This window comes from Brevundimonas sp. (genome assembly GCF_035626535.1).
Taxonomy (GTDB): domain Bacteria; phylum Pseudomonadota; class Alphaproteobacteria; order Caulobacterales; family Caulobacteraceae; genus Brevundimonas.
This window is the reverse complement of sequence record NZ_DASPNO010000092.1, coordinates 1-19,791: the sequence shown is the minus strand read 5'-3', so window position 1 is coordinate 19,791 and position 19,791 is coordinate 1. Positions and strand designations below refer to the sequence as shown.

22 protein-coding genes are annotated in these 19,791 nt (G+C 68.3%); 15 read left to right on the top strand and 7 right to left on the bottom strand.

Annotation, left to right across the window (positions count from 1 at the left end; all coding sequences use genetic code 11):
• Positions 1–4: 4 nt before the first annotated feature.
• Together VEC04_RS13955 and VEC04_RS13950 are read right to left on the bottom strand one after the other, a co-directional pair.
• Complete coding sequence (locus VEC04_RS13955; protein ID WP_324777599.1) at positions 5–553, bottom strand: FKBP-type peptidyl-prolyl cis-trans isomerase; 549 nt, start codon at positions 551–553, stop codon at positions 5–7.
• Positions 534–1,736, bottom strand: coding sequence for a threonine ammonia-lyase (locus tag VEC04_RS13950; RefSeq protein ID WP_324777598.1), 1,203 nt, complete (start codon positions 1,734–1,736; stop codon positions 534–536). Before VEC04_RS13950 ends, VEC04_RS13955 begins: the two co-directional genes overlap by 20 nt.
• Positions 1,737–1,874: 138 nt before the next feature.
• Here VEC04_RS13950 and VEC04_RS13945 point away from each other — a divergent pair, with 138 nt between their 5' ends.
• From VEC04_RS13945 to VEC04_RS13935, 3 genes are all read left to right on the top strand, one after another.
• Complete coding sequence (locus VEC04_RS13945) at positions 1,875–2,420, top strand: hypothetical protein (RefSeq protein WP_324777597.1); 546 nt, start codon at positions 1,875–1,877, stop codon at positions 2,418–2,420.
• A gap of 53 nt (positions 2,421–2,473) precedes the next feature.
• A complete protein-coding gene (locus VEC04_RS13940) occupies positions 2,474–3,112 on the top strand; it encodes a BA14K family protein (protein ID WP_324777596.1) in 639 nt (212 codons plus the stop codon).
• Positions 3,113–3,289: 177 nt separating this feature from the next.
• The gene (locus tag VEC04_RS13935) at positions 3,290–3,487 is read left to right on the top strand and encodes a hypothetical protein (protein ID WP_324777595.1); all 198 of its coding nucleotides are present in this window, start codon (positions 3,290–3,292) and stop codon (positions 3,485–3,487) included.
• Between the two features lie 102 nt (positions 3,488–3,589).
• Here VEC04_RS13935 and VEC04_RS13930 read toward each other — a convergent pair whose 3' ends face one another.
• The 3 genes from VEC04_RS13930 to rplU all read right to left on the bottom strand — a co-directional run bounded on the left by VEC04_RS13930 (position 3,590) and on the right by rplU (position 5,160).
• Positions 3,590–4,123 (bottom strand): GNAT family N-acetyltransferase, encoded by a 534-nt coding sequence (locus VEC04_RS13930; RefSeq protein ID WP_324777594.1) that lies wholly within the window; start codon positions 4,121–4,123, stop codon positions 3,590–3,592.
• A gap of 166 nt (positions 4,124–4,289) precedes the next feature.
• Positions 4,290–4,568, bottom strand: a complete 279-nt coding sequence (rpmA, locus tag VEC04_RS13925) for a 50S ribosomal protein L27 (protein WP_324777593.1) — start codon at positions 4,566–4,568, stop codon at positions 4,290–4,292.
• Between the two features lie 28 nt (positions 4,569–4,596).
• The gene (gene rplU, locus VEC04_RS13920; RefSeq protein ID WP_324777592.1) at positions 4,597–5,160 is read right to left on the bottom strand and encodes a 50S ribosomal protein L21; all 564 of its coding nucleotides are present in this window, start codon (positions 5,158–5,160) and stop codon (positions 4,597–4,599) included.
• A gap of 245 nt (positions 5,161–5,405) precedes the next feature.
• Here rplU and VEC04_RS13915 point away from each other — a divergent pair, with 245 nt between their 5' ends.
• From VEC04_RS13915 to VEC04_RS13870, 10 genes are all read left to right on the top strand, one after another.
• A complete protein-coding gene (locus VEC04_RS13915; protein ID WP_324777591.1) occupies positions 5,406–6,026 on the top strand; it encodes a hypothetical protein in 621 nt (206 codons plus the stop codon).
• Between the two features lie 64 nt (positions 6,027–6,090).
• Complete coding sequence (locus tag VEC04_RS13910; protein ID WP_324777590.1) at positions 6,091–6,747, top strand: hypothetical protein; 657 nt, start codon at positions 6,091–6,093, stop codon at positions 6,745–6,747.
• A 10-nt stretch (positions 6,748–6,757) separates the two neighbouring features.
• Positions 6,758–7,714 (top strand): cation diffusion facilitator family transporter, encoded by a 957-nt coding sequence (locus VEC04_RS13905; RefSeq protein ID WP_324777589.1) that lies wholly within the window; start codon positions 6,758–6,760, stop codon positions 7,712–7,714.
• 38 nt (positions 7,715–7,752) lie between these two features.
• Positions 7,753–8,826 carry a GTP-binding protein gene (locus VEC04_RS13900; RefSeq protein WP_324777588.1) on the top strand — a complete coding sequence of 358 codons (1,074 nt, stop codon included), beginning with the start codon at positions 7,753–7,755 and terminating at the stop codon, positions 8,824–8,826.
• Between the two features lie 102 nt (positions 8,827–8,928).
• On the top strand, positions 8,929–9,081 hold the full coding sequence (locus tag VEC04_RS13895) for a DUF2093 domain-containing protein (RefSeq protein ID WP_414642684.1): 153 nt from the start codon (positions 8,929–8,931) through the stop codon (positions 9,079–9,081).
• Between the two features lie 64 nt (positions 9,082–9,145).
• The gene (locus tag VEC04_RS13890; RefSeq protein WP_324777587.1) at positions 9,146–9,877 is read left to right on the top strand and encodes a hypothetical protein; all 732 of its coding nucleotides are present in this window, start codon (positions 9,146–9,148) and stop codon (positions 9,875–9,877) included.
• A gap of 46 nt (positions 9,878–9,923) precedes the next feature.
• Positions 9,924–10,895: a WD40 repeat domain-containing protein gene (locus VEC04_RS13885; RefSeq protein ID WP_324777586.1), complete on the top strand. Its 972-nt coding sequence runs from the start codon at positions 9,924–9,926 to the stop codon at positions 10,893–10,895.
• Positions 10,896–11,307: 412 nt separating this feature from the next.
• Complete coding sequence (gene mtgA, locus VEC04_RS13880) at positions 11,308–12,000, top strand: monofunctional biosynthetic peptidoglycan transglycosylase (protein ID WP_324777585.1); 693 nt, start codon at positions 11,308–11,310, stop codon at positions 11,998–12,000.
• A 95-nt stretch (positions 12,001–12,095) separates the two neighbouring features.
• A complete protein-coding gene (locus VEC04_RS13875; protein WP_324777584.1) occupies positions 12,096–13,979 on the top strand; it encodes a M2 family metallopeptidase in 1,884 nt (627 codons plus the stop codon).
• A 123-nt stretch (positions 13,980–14,102) separates the two neighbouring features.
• Positions 14,103–15,989 (top strand): ubiquitin-activating E1 FCCH domain-containing protein, encoded by a 1,887-nt coding sequence (locus VEC04_RS13870; RefSeq protein ID WP_324777583.1) that lies wholly within the window; start codon positions 14,103–14,105, stop codon positions 15,987–15,989.
• Between the two features lie 91 nt (positions 15,990–16,080).
• On the opposite strand, the gene VEC04_RS13865 is transcribed toward VEC04_RS13870, so the two are convergent.
• The gene (locus VEC04_RS13865; RefSeq protein WP_324777582.1) at positions 16,081–17,046 is read right to left on the bottom strand and encodes an isopenicillin N synthase family dioxygenase; all 966 of its coding nucleotides are present in this window, start codon (positions 17,044–17,046) and stop codon (positions 16,081–16,083) included.
• A 184-nt stretch (positions 17,047–17,230) separates the two neighbouring features.
• Between VEC04_RS13865 and VEC04_RS13860 the strand changes: the two genes are divergently transcribed.
• Positions 17,231–17,899, top strand: a complete 669-nt coding sequence (locus VEC04_RS13860; RefSeq protein WP_324777581.1) for an OmpA family protein — start codon at positions 17,231–17,233, stop codon at positions 17,897–17,899.
• A 166-nt stretch (positions 17,900–18,065) separates the two neighbouring features.
• Positions 18,066–18,233: a hypothetical protein gene (locus tag VEC04_RS13855; RefSeq protein ID WP_324777580.1), complete on the top strand. Its 168-nt coding sequence runs from the start codon at positions 18,066–18,068 to the stop codon at positions 18,231–18,233.
• Here the strand turns inward: VEC04_RS13855 and VEC04_RS13850 are convergent.
• The gene (locus VEC04_RS13850) at positions 18,230–19,534 is read right to left on the bottom strand and encodes a UDP-glucose/GDP-mannose dehydrogenase family protein (RefSeq protein WP_324777579.1); all 1,305 of its coding nucleotides are present in this window, start codon (positions 19,532–19,534) and stop codon (positions 18,230–18,232) included. The two genes, VEC04_RS13855 and VEC04_RS13850, sit on opposite strands and share 4 nt — an antisense overlap.
• Between the last annotated feature and the right edge of the window lie 257 nt (positions 19,535–19,791).

Sequence of the window (19,791 nt, the reverse complement as noted above, 5' to 3'; positions counted from 1 at the left end):
GGGGTCAGCCGTGGGCGGTGTCGAGCGCCGTCGTGCCGCCCGGGGTCTGGGCCACGTCGAGCAGCTTCAGCCGGAAAATGAGCACGCTGTTCGGGGGGATCTCGCCGACCTGCCCGTCCCCGTAGCCCAGCTCCGGCGGCAGATAGACCAGCCACTCGTCGCCGACGGTCATGTGCTGCAGCGCGTCGCGCATGCCGGGGATGACCGATCCCGAGATGCCCTCCTCGACCGTGAACACCGCCGGCTGCCCGCGCTCGAGCGAGCTGTCGAAGACCCTGCCGTCGGTCAGCGAACCCTCGTAGTCGACCCGCACCAGATCGTTGCCGTCGGGCCGTTCGCCCCCCGGCGGTCCCGCCTGCAGCACCTTGTACTGGACTCCGGACGGCAGGGTCTGCACGCCGTCGGCCCGGGCGTTGGACTCAAGGAAGAACTCGGCCGCGCGCAGGTTCGCGGCCGCCTCCGGATCGACTCCGGGCGTCGCCTCGCGGCCGCACCCCGCCAGCGCCGCCGCCATCGCCAGTACGGCCCCCGTTCTAGCCCATCCGTAGCTCATAGCCCGCCTGCTCCAGTTCCTGTCTGATCTCGCCGGCGTGCGCCTCGCCGCGCGTCTCGACCATGATGTCGAATTCGGCGCCCTTGGCGGGGACGTCCAGCGCCAGCCGGTTGTGCACCACGTCGATGATGTTGCCTCCGAGATCGCCAATCACGGCGCTCATCTTCGACAGCATGCCGGGGCGGTCGTCGCCGAGGATGCGATACACCACCAGCTTCTTCTCGCGCACCAGCTCGCGGTTCAGGACCACGGCCAGCATCCGCGCGTCGATATTGCCGCCGGTCAGTTCGATGCCGACCTTCAGACCCCGAAACTTGTCCGGATGGGCCAGAAGCGCGGCCAGCCCGCCCGCGCCCGCGCCTTCGGCGACGGTCTTCTCAAGGGTGGCCAGGAAGGCGACCCCCTTTTCGAAATCGGCTTCCCCGACGACCAGCACCTCCTCGATCAGGGGATCGGCGAGGGCGAAAGGAATGTCTCCGACCGCCTTGATGGCGATGCCCTCGGCGATGGTCTGGCCGCCGCATTTCGGTGTCTCGCCCCGGCGCCTGGCCGTGAACGAGGGATACATGGCGGCCTCGACGCCGAAGATGCGGATCGACGGCTTGAGGCCCTTGGCGGCGATGGCCGTGCCGGCGATCAGCCCGCCGCCGCCGACCGGTACTATCAGCACGTCCAGATCGGGCGCATCCTCCATGAATTCGAGGCCGCAGACGCCCTGACCGGCGACGATGCCGGCGTCGTCGAAGGCGGAAACGAAGACGAAGCCCTCCTCGTCCCGAAGCCGGTGCGCCTCCTCGGTCGAGCCCGAGAAGTCCGCGCCCTTGATCACCACGGTCGCGCCGTGCGCCCGGGTGCCGTCGGCCTTTACGAAGGGGGTGCCCTCCGGCATGACGATGGTGACCGGCACGCCCAGCCGGGCCCCATGATAGGCGAGGGCCTGGGCGTGGTTGCCGGCGCTGGCCGCGACCACGCCGCGCTTCCGCTCGTCCGGCGACAGCTGCAGCAGCCGGTTCAGCGCCCCGCGCTCCTTGAAGCTGCCGGTGAAGTGCAGGTTGTCGAACTTGATCCAGACCTCCGCCCCGGTCAGTTGCGACAGCTTGCGGGAATAGCGCACCGGGGTGCGATCGACCTGACCCGCGATCCGCTCCCGCGCCGCCAGAATGTCGTCAAACGTGACTGTCATGGGCTCCCCTATACCCGGTCTGACGCCGGGTTGCCGCGAGGTTTTGGACCAGCGTCCGGGGCGTCGCAACCTTGACCTTGCCGCAGCGTTGAGCGTCTCATCCGGATGTTCGACCCGCACCCGTGACGGAGAGAGCCCATGGCCGCCCAGATGACCCCTCGCAAGCCCGTTCTTCCCCTGGTCGCCGCCCTGGCTCTCGGCGGTTTGCTCGCGGCCTGCGAAACCGTTCCGATGGATGGCGGCTTCGGTCCGGGCCCGCGTTCGGGGCCGGCGCCGGGCGTGTTCCGCGCCGACGATTTCGCCTGGTCGACCCGCTCGGGCAGCGCCTCGATCGACGGCCGGATCGACTATCGACGGGGTGGCGAGATCTACACCTGCACCGGTTCCGTCGGCCTGACCCCCGACACTCCCTACACCCGCGCCCGAATCCGCACCCTCTATGGCTCCACCGACCGGGCCGCCGTTCCGGAGGCCATCGTCCGCGCCCGGACCGTGGCGGAGCCCAGCGCCGACTACCGCGCCTATGTCCGTTCGGAAACTTGCGAGAACGGTCGCTTCAGCTTCACCGGTCTGCCGGACGGCGGCTGGTTCATCATCGCGCCGGTCAGCGCCGGCGGCGACGACCGCGTCGTCCTGATGCGGCACGTGGACACCCGCAGCGGGCGGATCTCCGTCACCCTGTAGCTTCGCCGATTGTCTTTTCAGGCCGCGTATCGGGCCGCTCTGGAGGATTAACCATGCGCCGCCCGTTCCTCACCGCCCTGGTCTTCGCCGCAGGATGCGCGCTGATGGCCGCCCCGGCGGCCGCCCAGTCGTGGGGACACAACAGCGGCTATGGCCATGATGGGGGCGCTTCCAACCGGGCCCCGTCCGCCTTTGACTGGCGCAGCCAGCTCGACCGGCCCGGCGACTACCGCTGCGACGCCTTCTGGGACGCCAACCGCACCGACTGCGGCGCCCGCTGGCGCGATCAGCGCCGCCGGGTGAGTCCGCAGGCCCGGCGCGACTACCGCGCCCTGGCGGGCTACGGGCGCAATGACGGCCGCCATGGCCGGCCGTACGCCTATGACCATGGCTACGGCTATGGGCATGACGGACGACACTCGACCCGGTGGCGCGGCTATGGGCACAGCTACGGCTATGGCTATGGCTACGGCTACGGCTATGACCGCCGCGAGCCGGGGACCGCCTATCACGGAGCCTACGGCCGGCCGGACATCGTCTATCCCGGCGGTCGCGGCGGCCACGACTACGGCAGCTACGCCGGAGGGCGTGATCCGGGCCGCATCGACTGGTGCCGCGCGACCTACCGATCCTACGATCCCGCCAGCGGCTATTACCGCGCCTGGAGCGGCCGCCTGATCTTCTGCGGCTGAGCCGGGTTCGCAGGCGCGCTCAAGTAGCGAGCGACCGCGTTGCGAGCGATAGCGCGCCCAAACACTGTTCACCCGATCACGGAACGGTGGGTGAGCGGCGTTCGCCATTGTTTCGCCTTGTCCGCCCCGCTTCGCTCGTCCTGACCCGCAAGGGGCGGTGGATCAGGGAGCGCGTTCATGTCCCAGCACAACATTTCCGGCTCGGAAGTCTTCGGGCCGAAGCCCGGCGTCATGCTGAGATCGGTCAAGACCAGCGGCATGCGCCGCCAGCGCGCCGCGCGCACTTGGGTGGCCTTCATCGCCGGCGCGATCGTCGCCGTCGCCGGTGGAGCCATCGCCGTGGCCGCGGTGTTCGGCCCGACCCTGTTTGGTTAGGCCGCGGTCAAAAGGCTCCGCCTTTTCGACCCGACGCGGCATCGCACATGTCCGCGCTCAAGCAGCGAGCCGCCGCGCGGCGAGCGCTAGCGCACCTTAACGTCACGCCAGCCAGACCATCCGGCGAGTCCGGGTCTCGCCGGCCCGCGCCTTGCTGAAGCCGCGCCGCACCTCGCCCGTGTAGAGGAAGCCGGCCTTCTCCAGCACGCGTCCCGAGGCCGGATTGTCGGTGAAATGTCCGGCGACCAGCGCCCGCCGCCGCCAGCGCTTCGACGCCCAGGCCAGGGCCCCCTCCAGCGCCTCGGTCGCATAGCCGCGACCCCAGAACGGCCGCCCGATCCAGTAGCCGACCTCGGGCGCCGGATCGTCGTCCTCGAACAGACCGATGACGCCGACCGGACCGTGGTCCTCGTGCTCGATCAGGAAGGTCGCGGCGCGCGCGGGATCCTGTCCGGCGACCGCCAGCACGAACGCCTCGGCGTCCTCCGCCGAATACGGGTGCGGCATGCGCAGGGTCATGCGGGCGACGTCCGGATCGTTGGCGAGCGTCGCCAGCCGGCTGATGTCCTGCGGGCCCGGCGCGCGCAGCGCCAGGCGCCGGGTTTCGACGACGGGGGAGGGTTCGATCACGCACATGAGGCGGCCTCGGTGTTCGCGCCGCCTCCTTGGAGGGCTCGGACGGCTTCGAGGCGGGGAAACGAAAACGGGGAGCCTGGTGATCCAGACTCCCCGCGGAAATGATTCCCTTGGTCCGGATCGCGGCTCTTGAGCCTTGCGCGATCCGGAAATGTTCCGTTCGCGCCTACTCGGCGGCCATGGCCTGTTCGGTGGCCGGAAGAATCGACACGTAACAACGGCCGCCACGCTTGGTGGTGAATTTGACCGCGCCGGTGGCGGTGGCGAACAGGGTGTGGTCGCGGCCGAGGCCGACGTTCTCACCCGGGTGGAAGGTGGTGCCGCGCTGACGCACGAGGATGTTGCCGGCCAGCACGTTCTCGCCGCCGAACTTCTTCACGCCGAGGCGCTTGGAATGAGAGTCGCGGCCGTTGCGCGACGAACCACCGGATTTCTTGTGAGCCATAGGTCTGCTCCCTTGTCTCTAACTGTTCTTACGCTTCGTCGGTGGAGGCGGGCTTCGCCTTCGGCGCGGCCTTCTTGGCGGCGGGCTTTTCAGCGGCGGCTTCGGTCGCCGGAGCGGCTTCGGCCTTGGCGGCCTTCGGAGCCGCGGCCTTCCTGGCCGGCTTGGCTTCGGTCTCTTCGACGCCCAAGCCTTCGGTACGGGGCGCCAGGCCGCGGGCGCGGGCGTTCATCTCGGCCTTCGTGGTCAGCGAAACTTCGCCGTCCCACCTGGCCTTCTCGCCGGCGCCTTCGATGCCGGTGATGCGCAGGACCGATTCCATCTGGCGGTGGCCGTTGGTGCGGCGGTAGCCCTGACGGCGGATCTTCTTGAAGATCTTGATCTTCTCGCCCTTGCGGGTTTCGACCAGCGTCGCGGCGACGGTCGCGCCGGCGATCATCGGGGCGCCCAGGGTCACGCCCTTGTCGCCGCCCAGCATCAGCACGTCGCCGAACGACACATTGGAGCCGGCCTCGCCGTCGAGCTTCTCGACCACGATGACGTCGCCCGGTTGAACCCGGTACTGCTTGCCGCCGGTCTTGATCACCGCGTACATGTTGAAGCCTCAGCGAAACGCAAAAAGAATAAGCCCGACGGGGGACCCCCTCGGGCGAAGAGCGGCGACATATACGGAACGGGCCTCCCGAGTCAACGCGAAACCCGGCCTTCAGGGCGTTTCCGGCCGCTCAAAATCCGCCGGTAGCGCTGATTGCGTCCCGCTCCTCGGCGCCCTAGGTTGATCTAACAGCGTTGTCGCGTACATCCGGAGCGGATGGACGTTTTTTCGCCGAAGGACTTATCATGGGCATCCGGTCGTCCTTCCAGACTGCGGGAGATCGGGCGGTCGGCCCGCTGCTCGATGACGACGTGACTGCAGTGGAACACCGCCGCGCTTCCCGGAACGCCCCTGACTCGCTCGTAGAAGGGGTGGACCAGCTCGACCAGGCGGCGCCGGCCGTCCGGCCCATCACCGAAATTCTGCGGGGTCTCGATCTGGACGCAATGCTTCACGGTTCGGACGCGCGTGATTTCCTGTACGGCGCATGGGCTGACGAACTCTCCTTCGGCGAGGCAAGGCCCACCGAGCGCTTCACGGACGTCCAATTCCTCTTCGGCAAGGAGGCCGACACAGCGCTCGTCTTGCCGGGCCTGCCCGACGACTCGAGCAAGGCGAAGGACGCGGACATCGCCCAGGTGTTGCCGGGCGTCACGGCCGACGAGTTTCTGCTCTCCAGGGACGCCGATCTGCCGTTGATTCTGCCCGGCGATGAGGAAGGCGCTTTCGACGGGCTTGAGGACGGGGTCCCCGAGGTTCTGACCGGCTTCCCGACCCATATGCTGACTCTCGACGGCGAGGGCGGTTTCGAGGGTGGAACCGATGACATCGGCCGCCTGCACGACCACGACGGCTGGCTATTCTGACGCCGGGCGGCGTGGCCGCAATTCCTGCTCGACTGTTATAAAGTAACACGCTACAGGGGCGGGGATGACGCCCGCCCCCGATCAGACGCTACTCCTGTCCCTGCTGGGCGCTGGCTTCGCCACCGCCTTCCTGCACGCGGCCCTGCCCACCCACTGGCTGCCCTTCGTGCTCGTCGGCCGGGCCCAGCGCTGGACGCTGCAGAGGGTCATGGCGGCGGTCGTGGCCGCGGGCCTGACGCATGTGGCGGTCACGGCCATGGTCGGAGGCTTGATCGTGGTCGCGGGGCTGGCGCTGGACCAGTGGATCGCGGGCCTGCTGCCCCACCTGTCCGCCGTCCTGCTGTTCGCTTTCGGCGGCTTCTATCTCGTTCGCTCCGTCGTACGGCGGCCGCAGCTCGCCGGCGGCCCGTCTCTCGAAATGTCGGGCCCGGCCGTATCCCACGCCGCCGCCTTCTGGGCCCTGGTGGCGACGATGGCGATCTCGCCCGGCGAGGTGCTGCTGCCCTTCTATCTGAACCAGGCCCAGGGCGGCGTCGCCGTGCTGGCGGCCCTCACCGTCGTCTTCGCGGCCGGAACGGTGCTGGGCATGGCCCTGTTCACCGGGCTGGCGCGCGCCGGCTGGTCCGTGCTGCGGCTCGAGCGCTGGGCGCGCTACGAGGGCGCCGTGCTGGGTCTGGCCCTGATCGCCGTCGGCCTTCTCGTCGTCCTGTATCAGCCCTAAAGCTCTGCGGATGGCGCCCGACCACCAGCATGACCACGGCCACAGCCACGATCCCCATGACCATGGCCACGCCGGTCATGCCCACGCTCACGGGCATAACCACGGCCCCGTCGACACCGGCGACTGGCGCTACGCCGTCGGCCTGATCGTCAACCTCGCCTTCGTCGGCGTCGAGTTCGGCGCCGGGCTGTTCAGCGGCTCGACCGCCCTCATGGCCGACGCCGGTCACAATCTCTCGGACGGGCTGGGCCTGGCCATGGCCGGCGGCGCCGCCTGGCTGGCCCGCCGGGCCGCCGGGCCAGGCAAGACGTACGGCTATGGCAAGGCGACCGTACTGGCCGCCCTCGCCAACGCCCTGCTGCTGATCTTCGCCTGCGGCGCCATCGCCTTCGAGGCCGTGCGCCGTCTGGCGGAACCGGCCCCGGTGATGTCGGGCCTGATCATGGGAGTCGCGGCGGTCGGCTTCGTCATCAACCTGGGCACGGCCCTGCTGTTCATGCGCGACCAGCATTCGGACCTGAACGCGCGTGGGGCCTACCTGCACATGATGGCCGACGCGGCGGTGTCGATCGGCGTCGTCCTCGCCGGCGCCGCCATCCTGTTCACCGGCTGGTCGATCATCGACCCGCTCGTCAGCCTGGTCATCGTCGCGGTGATCCTCTGGGGCACCTGGGGCCTGCTCAGGGACTCGGTCAACCTGGCCCTCGACGCGGCCCCGCGCGGCGTCGATGTCGAGGCGATCCGCGCCGCCTTCCTCTCCATGCCGGGCGTCAGCGCCGTGCATGACCTGCACGTCTGGGGCCTGTCGACGACCGACACCGCCCTGACCGCCCACCTCGTCCACGACAGGGCCAATCCGGAAACCCTGCTGGCCGAGGCGCACCAGATGGCGCGCGCCCGCTTCTCCATCCGCCACACCACCCTGCAGCTCGAAGCCGGCCCGTTGCCGGATTGTCCGGACTGCTGACCTTCACAAGCGGCCCCGCAGCCGCCATCTAGCGGCCCATGTCAGACAAGATCCCCGTCACCGTCCTCACCGGCTACCTCGGCGCCGGCAAGACCACCCTGCTCAACCGCATCCTCACCGAGGACCACGGCAAGCGCTACGCCGTCATCGTCAACGAGTTCGGCGAGATCGGCATCGACAACGACCTCGTGGTCGGCGCCGACGAGGACGTGTTCGAGATGAACAACGGCTGCGTCTGCTGCACCGTGCGCGGCGACCTGATCCGCGTCGTCTCCGGCCTGATGAAGCGCCAGCGGCCCGGCAAGCCGGCCTTCGACGCCATCATCGTCGAGACCACGGGCCTGGCCGATCCCGGTCCGGTGGCCCAGACCTTCTTCGTCGACGAGGACGTCAAGGCGAAGACGCAGCTCGACAGCGTCACGGCCCTGGTCGACGCCAAACACGTCATGGCCCGGCTCGACGATTCGAAGGAGGCGCGCGAGCAGGTCGCCTTCGCCGACCGCATCATCCTCAACAAGGTGGATCTGGCGTCGGACATCGAACTGGCCGAGGTCGAGCGGCGGCTGCGCAAGCTCAACCCGCTGGCGCCGATCACCCGGGCCGAGCGCGCCGACGTGCCGCTGGACCAGGTGCTGGGCCTCGGCGGCTTCGATCTGGAGCGCATCCTCGACATCAACCCGCAGTTCGCCAACCCCGCCCACGGCGAGGCGGGCCACGTTCACGACGAGCACTGCGGCCACGATCACGATCATCACGATCACGCCCACGATCATGAACACGACCGCGCACACGGTGCGCGCGGCCACGCCCACGAGGACGACATCAAGGGCATCTCCCTGTCGCTGGACCGGCCGATGGACGGGACGAAATTCACCGCCTGGCTGGACCGGCTGCTCGGCGAGCAGGGTCAGAACATCCTGCGCGCCAAGGGCATCATCGACGTCGCCGGCGAGGACCGCCGGCTGGTCTTCCAGGCGGTGCACATGATCCTCGAGGGCGAGCTGCAGAAGCCGTGGGGCGCCATCGAGCGCCGCTGGTCCCGCGCCGTCTTCATCGGCCGCGACCTCGACGAGGCGGAACTGCGCGAGGGTTTCGAGGCTTGCGCCGCCTGATCCGTTGACCTCGCCGGAGACGCTCCTGAGAACCCGCCGCCCAGGCCGCTGTCGACCGAAACCCGCCCGGCCACCCTGCGCTACGGCACGCCGGACTTCGATGTGCTGAAGCCGGGGGAGTATGTCGTCTGCGCCGTCTCAGGCCGGCCGATTCCGCTGGACCGCCTGACCTACTGGAGCGTGGAGCTGCAGGAGGCCTACGCCAGCGCCGGACTGATGACCCGCCGCTGGGTGGAGACGCACGGGCGCGCCTGACCGTGCCGGCGACGGCCACTGTTCAGCCTCACTCGAATCGCTAGTCTCGTGGCGGGAGGACGCGATGAGGAAACTGGCGCTTGTGGCCTGCCTGGCCCTGCTCTGCGGCTGCTCGACCTATACGACGCCGGGAGCCGGCGTTTCGCTGGGGGCGATCTCCGAGAACGACGGCGACATCGCGGCCGCCTTCCAGCGCGAGCCCGCGATGACCTTCCCGGCGCAGTTGGCCGTCGTCCGGGTGGCGGCTCCGGGTTACCGCAGCGGCTCGAACGACAGCGTCGGAACCGGCGCCTTCGGCATCGTCACCGCCCGCGACATCGAGACCGACGAGAGCTTCGCAAGGCTCGGCCGCATGCCCCGGGTCGCCGCGGTCGCCCCGGTCAGCCGCCTGCTGGTCCCGGCCCGGCTCGGCAATACGCGCGACCTGCGCTCGGCCGCGGCCCAGCTGAAGGCCGACGCCCTGCTGATCTACACCATCGACACCCGATTCCGCACCGAGAGCGCAGACGTCGGGCCGCTGCAGACCATCGCGCTCGGTTTCCTGCCCACCCGCAAGGCGGTGGTGAACGCCACATGCGCCTTCATGATCGTCGATGTCAGGACCGGCTTCGTCTACGGCACGGGCGAGGTCACCGCCACCGAGGACCAGCGGTCCAATCTCTGGGGCTCCGAACAGGCGATCGAGGCCGCCCGCCTGCGAGCCGAACGCCGCGCCTTCGAGGACGGGCTGGGCGAGGTCGAGAAGCTGTGGGCCTCGATCCTGCGGGAGCACGGAACGCAACCCGCCGCCGGCTGATCGCAAGCCAGATTGACCGCCCCGCCCCGGCGGCTAAACGGGGCCCATGAAGACCCACACCTACGACGCCCAGGTCACCGTCGCCCTGTTCGACAGGACCAGCGCCGTCTTCGCCCTCGGCGACGGCTCGGTGCGCTTCGAGGGCGGCGAATTCAGCGCCGCCCACGACGGCGCCATCCTGTGCGCCGCCGTCCACCCGTCCGGCGACGGCGTGGTCACCGGGGGCGACGACGGCCGGGTGATCTGGCACCGGCGCGGCGAGGCGGGCGTGCTGGCGACCTCGAAGGGCCAGTGGATCGACGCCATCGACGCCTCGGCCAAAAGCGGACTGATCGCCTTCTCGGCCGGCAAGACCCTGTCCGTCATCGATGCGAAGGACGCCGCGTTCCGCCGCGACTTCGTGCACGAGCGCACCGTCTCGGGCGTCGCCTTCGAGCCGAAGGGGCGCCGCATCGCCACCTCGACCTACGGCGGCGCGGCCCTGTGGTTCGCCCGTATCGCCGACCAGAAGCCGACCTTCCTCAAATGGGCGGGCTCGCACACGGCGGTCGGCTGGTCGCCGGACGGCGCCTTCGTCATCACCGCCATGCAGGACAACCAGCTGCACGGCTGGCGCGTCAAGGACCAGAAGAACCTGCGCATGGGCGGCTACCCGTCCAAGGTCCGCTCGATGAGCTTTCTCGCCAACGGCCAGCTGCTGGCCACGTCGGGGGCGCAGGGCGCGGTGCTTTGGCCGTTCATCGGCTCGAACGGGCCGATGGGTCGCGAGGCCACCGAGATCGGCTTCGACGAAGGCAGCCTCGTCGCGCTGGTGGCCTCGCAGCCCAAACATGCCGTCATCGCCGCCGGCCTCAACGACGGCCGCGTCTGGCTGGCCCATCCGGCGGGGCACGGGCTCAATTTCCTGAAGGCGGAGAAGGGCGCGCCGGTCACCGCCCTCGCCATGAGCCCGGACGGCAAGCGCGTCGCCTGGGCGGACGAGGACGGCCAGGCCGGGGTGGCCGGGGTCGAGGGCTGATTTCCCTCCCTTTTCGTCATCCCCCGGTCTCGCTCCGCGCGCCGGAAGATGACGAACGAGAACCGTGACGCTGTGCTGGCAATCCGCGGAATTATAGTCCGATTGCTCGAACGATTCCGTGCGGGATCAACGGCATAGCCTTTTCTTGAAGCTCTCTTCCCGCCTGACAAAGGAACGGCCTCATACTGCTTCCTGCGTTCCTCGCCGGCCCCCGCTCCGCTGCAGGAGTCGCGGAGTCGACAAGGCGAAATCGCGAGGTCGTTGGATTTCCCCGGGGCCGATGTCGACTCTGCCGACTCTGCCACAACGAATTTCGGCTACCCCGGCGCCGACTCTGCCGACTCTGCCATAGCGTTTTTTCTTGCCCCCCCGCCCCTTGCCCCCGGTCCCGCTTCCGCTCCACCCTCGCGGCATGGCGAAGCAGGTCCCGATCAAGACACGCCGACCGGCTCTGGCGGCCGTGCTGGTCCTCGCGGGCCTGATCCTGACCTCCGTCGTCGTCCACCGTCTGGTCCCCCCGCCGATAACCTTCCTGATGGTCACCCGCTTGTTCGAGGGCGAGGGCCTGTCCTACCGCTGGCGCTCGCTGGACGACATCTCGCCCCGGCTGGTCGAGGCGGTGATCGCCTCCGAGGACGCCCGCTTCTGCGAGCACCGCGGCTTCGACATGAAGGCGATCGAAAAAGCCCTGAAGGCCAACGGGAGAGGGGGGCGGATGCGCGGCGGCTCGACCATCAGCCAGCAGACCGCCAAGAACGTCTTCCTCTGGCCCGGCCGAGACTGGATCCGCAAAGGGTTCGAGGCGGGCTACACCCTGCTGATCGAGACGGCCTGGGGCAAACGCCGGGTCATGGAGGTCTATCTGAACGTCGCGGAATGGGCTCCGGGCGTCTACGGCGCGGAGGCGGCGTCCCGGCATTGGTTCGACAAGCCCGCCTCCGAACTGAGCGCCCGCGAGGCGGCGCGGCTGGCCGCCATCCTGCCGTCGCCCCGGCGCTACAACGCCTCCTCGCCGGGACCCTACATCCGGCGCCGGGCGTCGAGCGTGCAGGCGGCGATGCGCACGGTGCGCAACGACGGCCTCGCCGCCTGCGTGCTCGGTTAACCGTCACGCTTGACGGCACCGCTCCGCTCGCCTCACCTGCGCGCCGAAAAAGGCGGAACAACCGCCTGACGCCGAAACGCCCCCGGGAGACTACCATGAAACGCACCCTGATGACGGCCGCCGCCGCCTGCGCCCTCAGCCTCGCGGCGGGCTGCGCCAGCCTCGGCATGGAGCAGGCGGAACGCCAGGCCCCCGCCGAGGCCCGGGCCGCTGCGGACGCGATCCGCGCCCAGGCCGCCGCACCGGCCACGGCCCAGGCTGCCATCGCCTTCGTCGCCGACGCCGAGACGCGCCTCGCCGCCCTCAGCGAGGAGGCGGCGCGCATCCAGTGGACCCGGGCGACCAACATCACCCACGACACCATGTGGCTGGAGAGCCGGATCAACGCCGAATACACCGAGCTCCAGGTCGAACTGGCCAACGGCGCGGCCCGCTTCAACGATGTCGAGGTGCCGGCCGACGTCCGCCGCAAGCTGAACCTGCTACGCCTCGGCATCGTGCTGCCGGCGCCGAACCGCCCCGGGGCGGCGTCCGAACTGGCCGACATCACCACCCGCCTCGACTCGACCTACGCCACCGGCAAATTCGAGTTCAAGGGCCGCCAGATCACCCTCGACGAGGCCACCATCCTGATGGCCGAGTCGCGCGACCCCGCCGAACTGGAAGCCCTGTACGAGGGTTGGCGGACCATCTCGCCGGTCATGGCCGACGACTACGCCCGCATGGTCGAGATCGCCAACGAGGGTTCGCGCGAGCTCGGCTTCGCCGACACCGGGGCCATGTGGCGCGCCGGCTACGACATGGCGCCCGACGCCTTCGCGGCCGAGACCGATCGTCTGTGGGCGCAGGTGAAGCCGTTCTACGAGAACCTGCACTGCTATGTCCGCAACCGCCTCAATGCGAAGTACGGCGACGAGGTCCAGCCCGACACCGGCCCGATCCGCGCCGACCTGCTGGGCAACATGTGGTCGCAGCAGTGGGGCAACATCTATGACGTCGTGGCCCCGCCGAGCGGCGGCCAGTCCAGCTACGACCTGACCCAGCTGCTGGTCAGCAAGGGCTATGACGCCGAAAAGATGGTCCGGACCGGCGAGAATTTCTACGTCTCGCTGGGGCTCGACCCGCTGCCCCAGACCTTCTGGGAGCGGTCGATGATCACCCGGCCCGAGGGCCGCGAGGTGGTCTGCCACGCCTCCGCCTGGGATCTCGACAACCTCGAGGACATCCGCATCAAGATGTGCACCCAGGTGAACGGCGACGACTTCTACACCGTCCACCACGAGCTCGGGCACAACTACTACCAACGCGCCTACAAGGATCAGCCGTTCCTGTTCAAGAACGGGGCGAACGACGGCTTCCACGAGGCGATCGGCGATTTCGTCGGCCTCTCGGCCCTGACCCCGACCTATCTGAACCAGATCGGCCTGCTCGACACCGTTCCGGGCGAGGAGGAGGACATCCCGTTCCTGCTCAAGATGGCGCTCGACAAGATCGCCTTCCTGCCTTTCGGCCTGATGGTCGACCGCTGGCGCTGGGGCGTGTTCAACGGCGAGACCTCGCCGGAGGAGTACAACGACGCCTGGACCGCCAACATGCTGCGCTACCAAGGACTGGTGCCGCCGGGCCCGCGGCCCGAGAACGCCTTTGATCCGGGCGCGAAATACCACATCCCGGGCAACACGCCCTACACCCGCTACTTCCTGGCCCATATTTACCAGTTCCAGTTCCACAAGGCGGCCTGCGAGCAGGCCGGCTGGACCGGCCCGCTGCACCGCTGCTCGATCTACGGCGACAAGGAAGTCGGCGAGCGCTTCAACGCCATGATGGAGATGGGCCAGTCGCGTCCGTGGCCGGAGGCGATGCAGGCTTTCACCGGGCAACGTGAGAACGACGCCTCGGCGATCGCGGCCTATTTCGCCCCGCTCAACGTGTGGCTGACCGAGCAGAATCGCGGCGAGGACTGCGGCTGGGAGGCCTGACCTTTCACACAACGCTGGTGTTGTTAACTTTCGCTGTTGGGGCTTCTCTTAACGGGCTTGCTTCACAATCGTCTGGAAACCGTGGGCGGATTGCGCCCGCGGCGGAGGCGGCTGGGATCGGCGATGGGGCTCAAGACCTGGATTGACGGCGCAATCGGCGGCGCTTGCGGCCTCGCACGGCGGCTGGGCGGCGATGTGCGCGGCAACGTCGCCATGCTGTTCGGCCTCAGCCTGCCGGTCCTCATCCTGATGACCTTCGGCGGCGTCGATATCCACCGGCTGTCGACCGTCCGGGTGAACCTGCAGGACGCCCTCGACGCCGCGGCTCTCGCGGCGGCCCGGTCGCCCTACACCGAAGACGCCGATCTGCAACGCGTCGGCCTCGCGGCGCTGAAGGCCAACCTGCAGTCCTATCCGAACGTCACGCTCGAAGAGGATCAGACCAGCTTCACCCTCAGCGACGAGGACGTGGTCATCGCCGACACCCGGGTGCAGGTGAAGACTCTCGTGGCCAACATCTTCCTGCCGCCCTACGGCCAGTTGATGGACGACTACCTGCCGGTCGGCGGTCACTCCGAGGTCGACCGCTCGTCGCGCAATATCGAGGTTGCGCTGGTGCTCGACCTGACAGGCTCCATGGCCGGGGACCGGATCGCAGCCTTGATCGAGGCCGCCAAGGACCTGGTCGATCTGGTCGTTCAGGACGTCCAGACCCCCTACTATTCCAAGGTCGCGCTGGTGCCGTACTCGAACGCGGTCAACCCGGGCAGCAGCTATATCACCCAGGTCCGCGGCGGGGTCACCGGCTCGGTCAACATCAGCAATGCGGTCATCAATCTCACCGGCACGCAGAGGACCATCTCCTCGGCCACCCGCGCCCGCCCGGTGGTTATCACGACCTCGACGGACCATGGCTTCGTCAATGGCGACATCGTCTGGATCACGAGTTCCAGCGGCATGACCCAGTTGAACAACAAGCCCTATGTGGTGACCAACAGGACGGCCCGCACATTTGAACTCTGGACCATGGGCGGCAGCCGCGTGGACGGCCGCAGCTACGGCTCATACAGCGGCAATGGCCGGGTCCAGAAGTGCCAGAACAACGATTGCTCAATCACGATCACCGCGGCCAACCACGGCCTGCTGAACAACCAGTACGTTCGCATCACCGATGTGAACGGCATGACCCAGATCAACAACAAGACCTATATCGTCGGCAACGTCACGACCAACAGCTACACGATCGACCCGGACGATGGCTCGACCATCAGCCCCTATAGCTCGGGCGGAAGGTCGTGGTGCGCCCAGGCCGGCTGCACCTGGTTCGCCTTCGAGAACGTCTATGAGGATCTCGTCGCGAACCGGATCAGCTCGTGCGTCACCGAGCGCACTGGAGCCCAGGCGTGGACCGAAGCGCGGCCCAGCGGCGCCTCCTCCTACGTCGGCCGCCACTATCCGGATACCACGGGCGGCTGCCTGGGCAACGCGGTGATGCCGCTCACTTCCGACAAGGGGAGCCTGACGACGGCGATCGATAATTTCGAGGTCGAGGGCACGACCGCCGGTCACATCGGCATCGGCTGGGGCTGGTACACCCTCTCGCCGACCTTCAGCAGCATGTGGTCCTCAGGCACGGCCGCCGCCTATGACACCTCCGAGACCCTGAAGGCGATGGTCATCATGACTGACGGCGAGTTCAACACGGCCTACTGCGACGCCGTACCGGACCGGAATACAGGCGCCACCAGCGCCACCTACAGGAACAACTGCACCGCCAACAACGGCGACGCCTTCACGCAAGCCAGGGCTCTCTGCGAGGCCATCAAGGCCCAGGGCATATTGATCTACACGGTGGGCTTCCAGATCGCGGCGACGGGGCAGGCCGCCAGCGTTCTGGCCTATTGCGCGAGCACGCCGAGCAATTTCCACATCGCGGCCAGCGCCGGCGACCTGTCTGACGCCTTCGCCGCCATCGGCCGCGACATCACCCAGCTGCGGATTTCGAAATAGGCCGCCGTCGCGAAGATGTCTTGCTTGTCTACGGTGTCGGCTATGTCTTCGACGCCATTGTCGAGCATGTCTCACCCGGAACGCATTGCCCTCAGATCAGCCGGATTTCCTTCAGCCGTTCGGTCAGGAAATCCTCGGCCATGATGGCCTTGCCGACGTAGCGGTCGGGGTTCTCGTCCGAGACCATGGTCGGCAGGGTCTCGATGACGAAGTCCGGATTGAAGTGCAGGAAGAAGGGCGTCGAATAGCGGGCGAAGCCGCGCCGCTCCGGAGCCGGATTGACCACTCGGTGCGTCGTCGACGGCAGCACGTGATTGGTCAGCCGCTGCAGCATGTCGCCGATGTTGACCACCAGGGCGTTCGGCGGCGGCGCGATGTCCAGCCATTCGCCGTCGGCGTCCTTCAGCTGCAGGCCCGCCTCCTCGGCGCCCAGCAACAGGGTGATGACGTTGATGTCCTCGTGGGCGCCGGCGCGGACGCCGGGCGCGTCCGCCGGGACGGGGGGATAGTGCAGCATGCGCAGGATGCTGTTGCCGAGCTCGACCTTGTCCTCGAAGAAGTCGTCGCCCAGCTCGAGGTAGCGGGCGATGGCGCGCAGGATCTTGCGCCCCAGCTCGTCCATGGCTGTGAACATGCCGTACAGGTGCTCGCGGAAGCCCTCGATCTCGGTCGGCCAGACATTGTCGCGCATGTATTTCCGGTAGGGGTGGCCCTCCGGCAGTTCGCGCCCGACGTGCCAGAACTCCTTCAGGTCGACGGTGGCCGCGCCCTTGGCCGCCTCGACCCCGAACGGGGTCAGGCCACGAGCGCCGCCGGTCCCCGGCTGATGGTACTGGCGCTTGACGTCTTCCGGCAGGGCGAAGAAGGCCTTGGCGTCATCCAGGGCGGCGTCGATCACCGTCTCGTCCAGCCCGTGATCGGCGATGACCGCGAAGCCATAGCGCTTGAACGACGCGCCGAGCTTGTCGGCGAAGGCCTGGAAATCGGTGTCGTAGAGCGTCATCGACACCGGTTCGATCGACCGGCGGGCGGTGGTGGAGCTCAGGCTGTCAGCCATGGCGGGACCTCAAAACTGCATTCGGGCGTTTCCATACGCCCTGCGAGCCGATCTTGGCAAAGCGGGGGCGCCGGCGCCCGGCGCGGATGAAGCCGCGCTCGCCGGTCGTTCAGCAGAGGACGGACGGAACCTTGACTGTAAGGCCGCGTTCCCGTCGACCAGAACCTGGAAGGACCATTTCCACATGCACGCCAAACTTATCGTCACCGGCGTCAGCGTCATCGCCCTGCTGGGCGCCTGCACGACGACCGACCCGTACAGCTCGACCCCGCGCCGCAACAACACCGGCACGGGGGCCATCGCGGGCGCCATTGGCGGCGCCGTGCTCGGCTACCTGACCAACACCTCCAACTCAGAGGAAGGCCGCAAGAACGCGTTGATCGGGGCCGGCATCGGCGCGCTCGGCGGCGCGGCGGTGGGCGCCTACATGGACCGCCAGCAACGCGAACTGGAAGCCGAGCTGTCGGGCAGCGGCGTGGGCGTGGCCCGCCAGGGCGACAACCTCGTCCTCCGCATGCCGTCGGACGTGACCTTCGCCTCCAACCAGTCGTCGATCAATCCGGCCTTCTACGCCACGCTCGACGACGTCGCCGCGGTGCTGAACCGCTACGACCAGTCCATCGTCGACATCATCGGCCACGCCGATTCCGATGGGGCCGAGGACTACAATCTGAATCTGTCGCGTCAGCGGGCCTCGTCGGTGGCCCAGTATCTGGTCAGCCGCAACGTGCTGCCCGACCGGCTATACGTGGACGGACGCGGCGAGAGCGAACCGGTGGCCACCAACGCCACGGCCAGCGGCAAGGCCCAGAACCGGCGCGTGGAGATCCTGATCCGCCCGTTCCGGGGCTGACGCCAACGCGCTCGAGGAGCGAGCCGCCGTGCGGCGAACGATAACGCATCAAGAGAAAGGCGGAGCTTCGGCTCCGCCTTTTGTGTGGCCGGACACCGTTCCGTGACTTGCGGCGGCGGGGCGCAGGTGCTGGATAACAAACGTTGTTTCGACTCGGGGGAAACGCGTGCGGCCGGACCATGAATTCACCGACGGCGTCAGGCTCGGCGCGATCGCGGTCGTCTCGGCGGTCGTGACGGCGATGCTGGTGATCGGGGTCGGACGCAGCCTTCTGCCGCGGGCGGAAGCGCAGGCAAAGGACCAGCCGGTCCTTATCGCCGCCTCTCTCCGCTAACGCCGCCCCACCGAAGCATAGCGGAAGCCGCGGGCCCGCATGTCCTCGGGCCGGTAGACGTTGCGCAGATCGACCATCACCGGTTGGCGCAACAGCCGTTTGACGCGATTCAGATCCAGAGCCCGGAACTGGTCCCACTCGGTCAGGATGACCACCACGTCCGCCCCCTCGACGGCATCATAGGGGCCGTCCTTGAACACGACGCCCGGCAGCAGGTGCGCGGCCTCGTTCATGCCCTCTGGGTCGAAGGCCTGCACCGTCGCGCCCATGGCGATCAGGGCCGGGGCCACGTCCAGCGAGGGGGCGTCGCGCATGTCGTCGGTGTTCGGCTTGAAGGTCAGGCCCAGCAGGGCGACCGTCTTGCCGGCCAGATCGCCGTCCAGCGCCGCCGAAACGCGGCTCGCCATCGCCTTCTTGCGCGCCTCGTTGACCTCGACCGTGGTCTCGATCAGCCGCACCGGCGAGCCTGCATCGACCGCCGTCCGCACCAGCGCCAGCGTGTCCTTGGGGAAGCACGAGCCGCCGTAGCCGGGACCGGCGTGGAGGAATTTGGAGCCGATCCGGTTGTCCAGGCCGATGCCGCGCGCGACCTGCTGCACGTCGGCGCCGACCTTCTCGCACAGGTCGGCCATCTCGTTGATGAAGGTGATCTTCATCGCCAGGAAGGCGTTGGCGGCGTATTTGATCAGCTCCGAGGTGCGCCGGCCGGTGAACAGGATCGGCGTCTCGTTCAGGTTCAGCGGGCGATAGAGTTCGCGCATCACAGCCTGGGCCCGCTCGTCCTCGGCCCCGACCACGATCCGGTCCGGCCGCTTGAAATCCTCGATAGCCGCACCCTCGCGCAGGAATTCCGGATTGGAGACTACGGCGAAGTCGGCGTCGGGACGGCGGGCGCGGATGATGGCCTCGATCTCGTCTCCGGTGCCCACCGGCACGGTCGACTTGGTGACGATGACCGTGAAGCCTTCGATCAGGCCGGCGATCTCCTCTGCGGCGGCATGGACATAGGACAGGTCGGCGTGGCCGTCGCCGCGGCGCGACGGCGTGCCCACGGCGATGAACACGGCGTCGGCCGCCCGGATGGCTTCCGCGCCGTCGAGGGCGAACGACAACCGGCCGTCCCGAACATTGGCGGCGACCAGATCGTCGAGGCCGGGCTCGAAGATCGGAATTTCGCCCCGCTCGAGGCGCTCGATCTTCGACGGATCCTTGTCGACGCAGGTCACGTCGTGGCCGAAGTCGGCGAAACAGGCTCCTGAGACCAGGCCTACATAGCCGGTTCCGATCATCGCGACGCGCATGCGGTTTCGCCCTTTCGACAGTGGCCGGGAGATAGCGGGCGGCTCGGGCTTTGGCCACCCCGCCGCGCCCGGGGAGAGATGCAAAGCAAGACCGCCGGCCCCGTGAGGGACCGGCGGCTCTGTTTCTTGCCGTGTCCCGCTCCGGCCGGGGCCAGAGCGGTCGACCTCAACTCTTTAGAAGTTGATGTCGATGGTGGCGCGGCGGTTCAGAGGCTCGCGAACGCCGTCGGCGGTCGGGCGGGCCAGCTGGGTCTCGC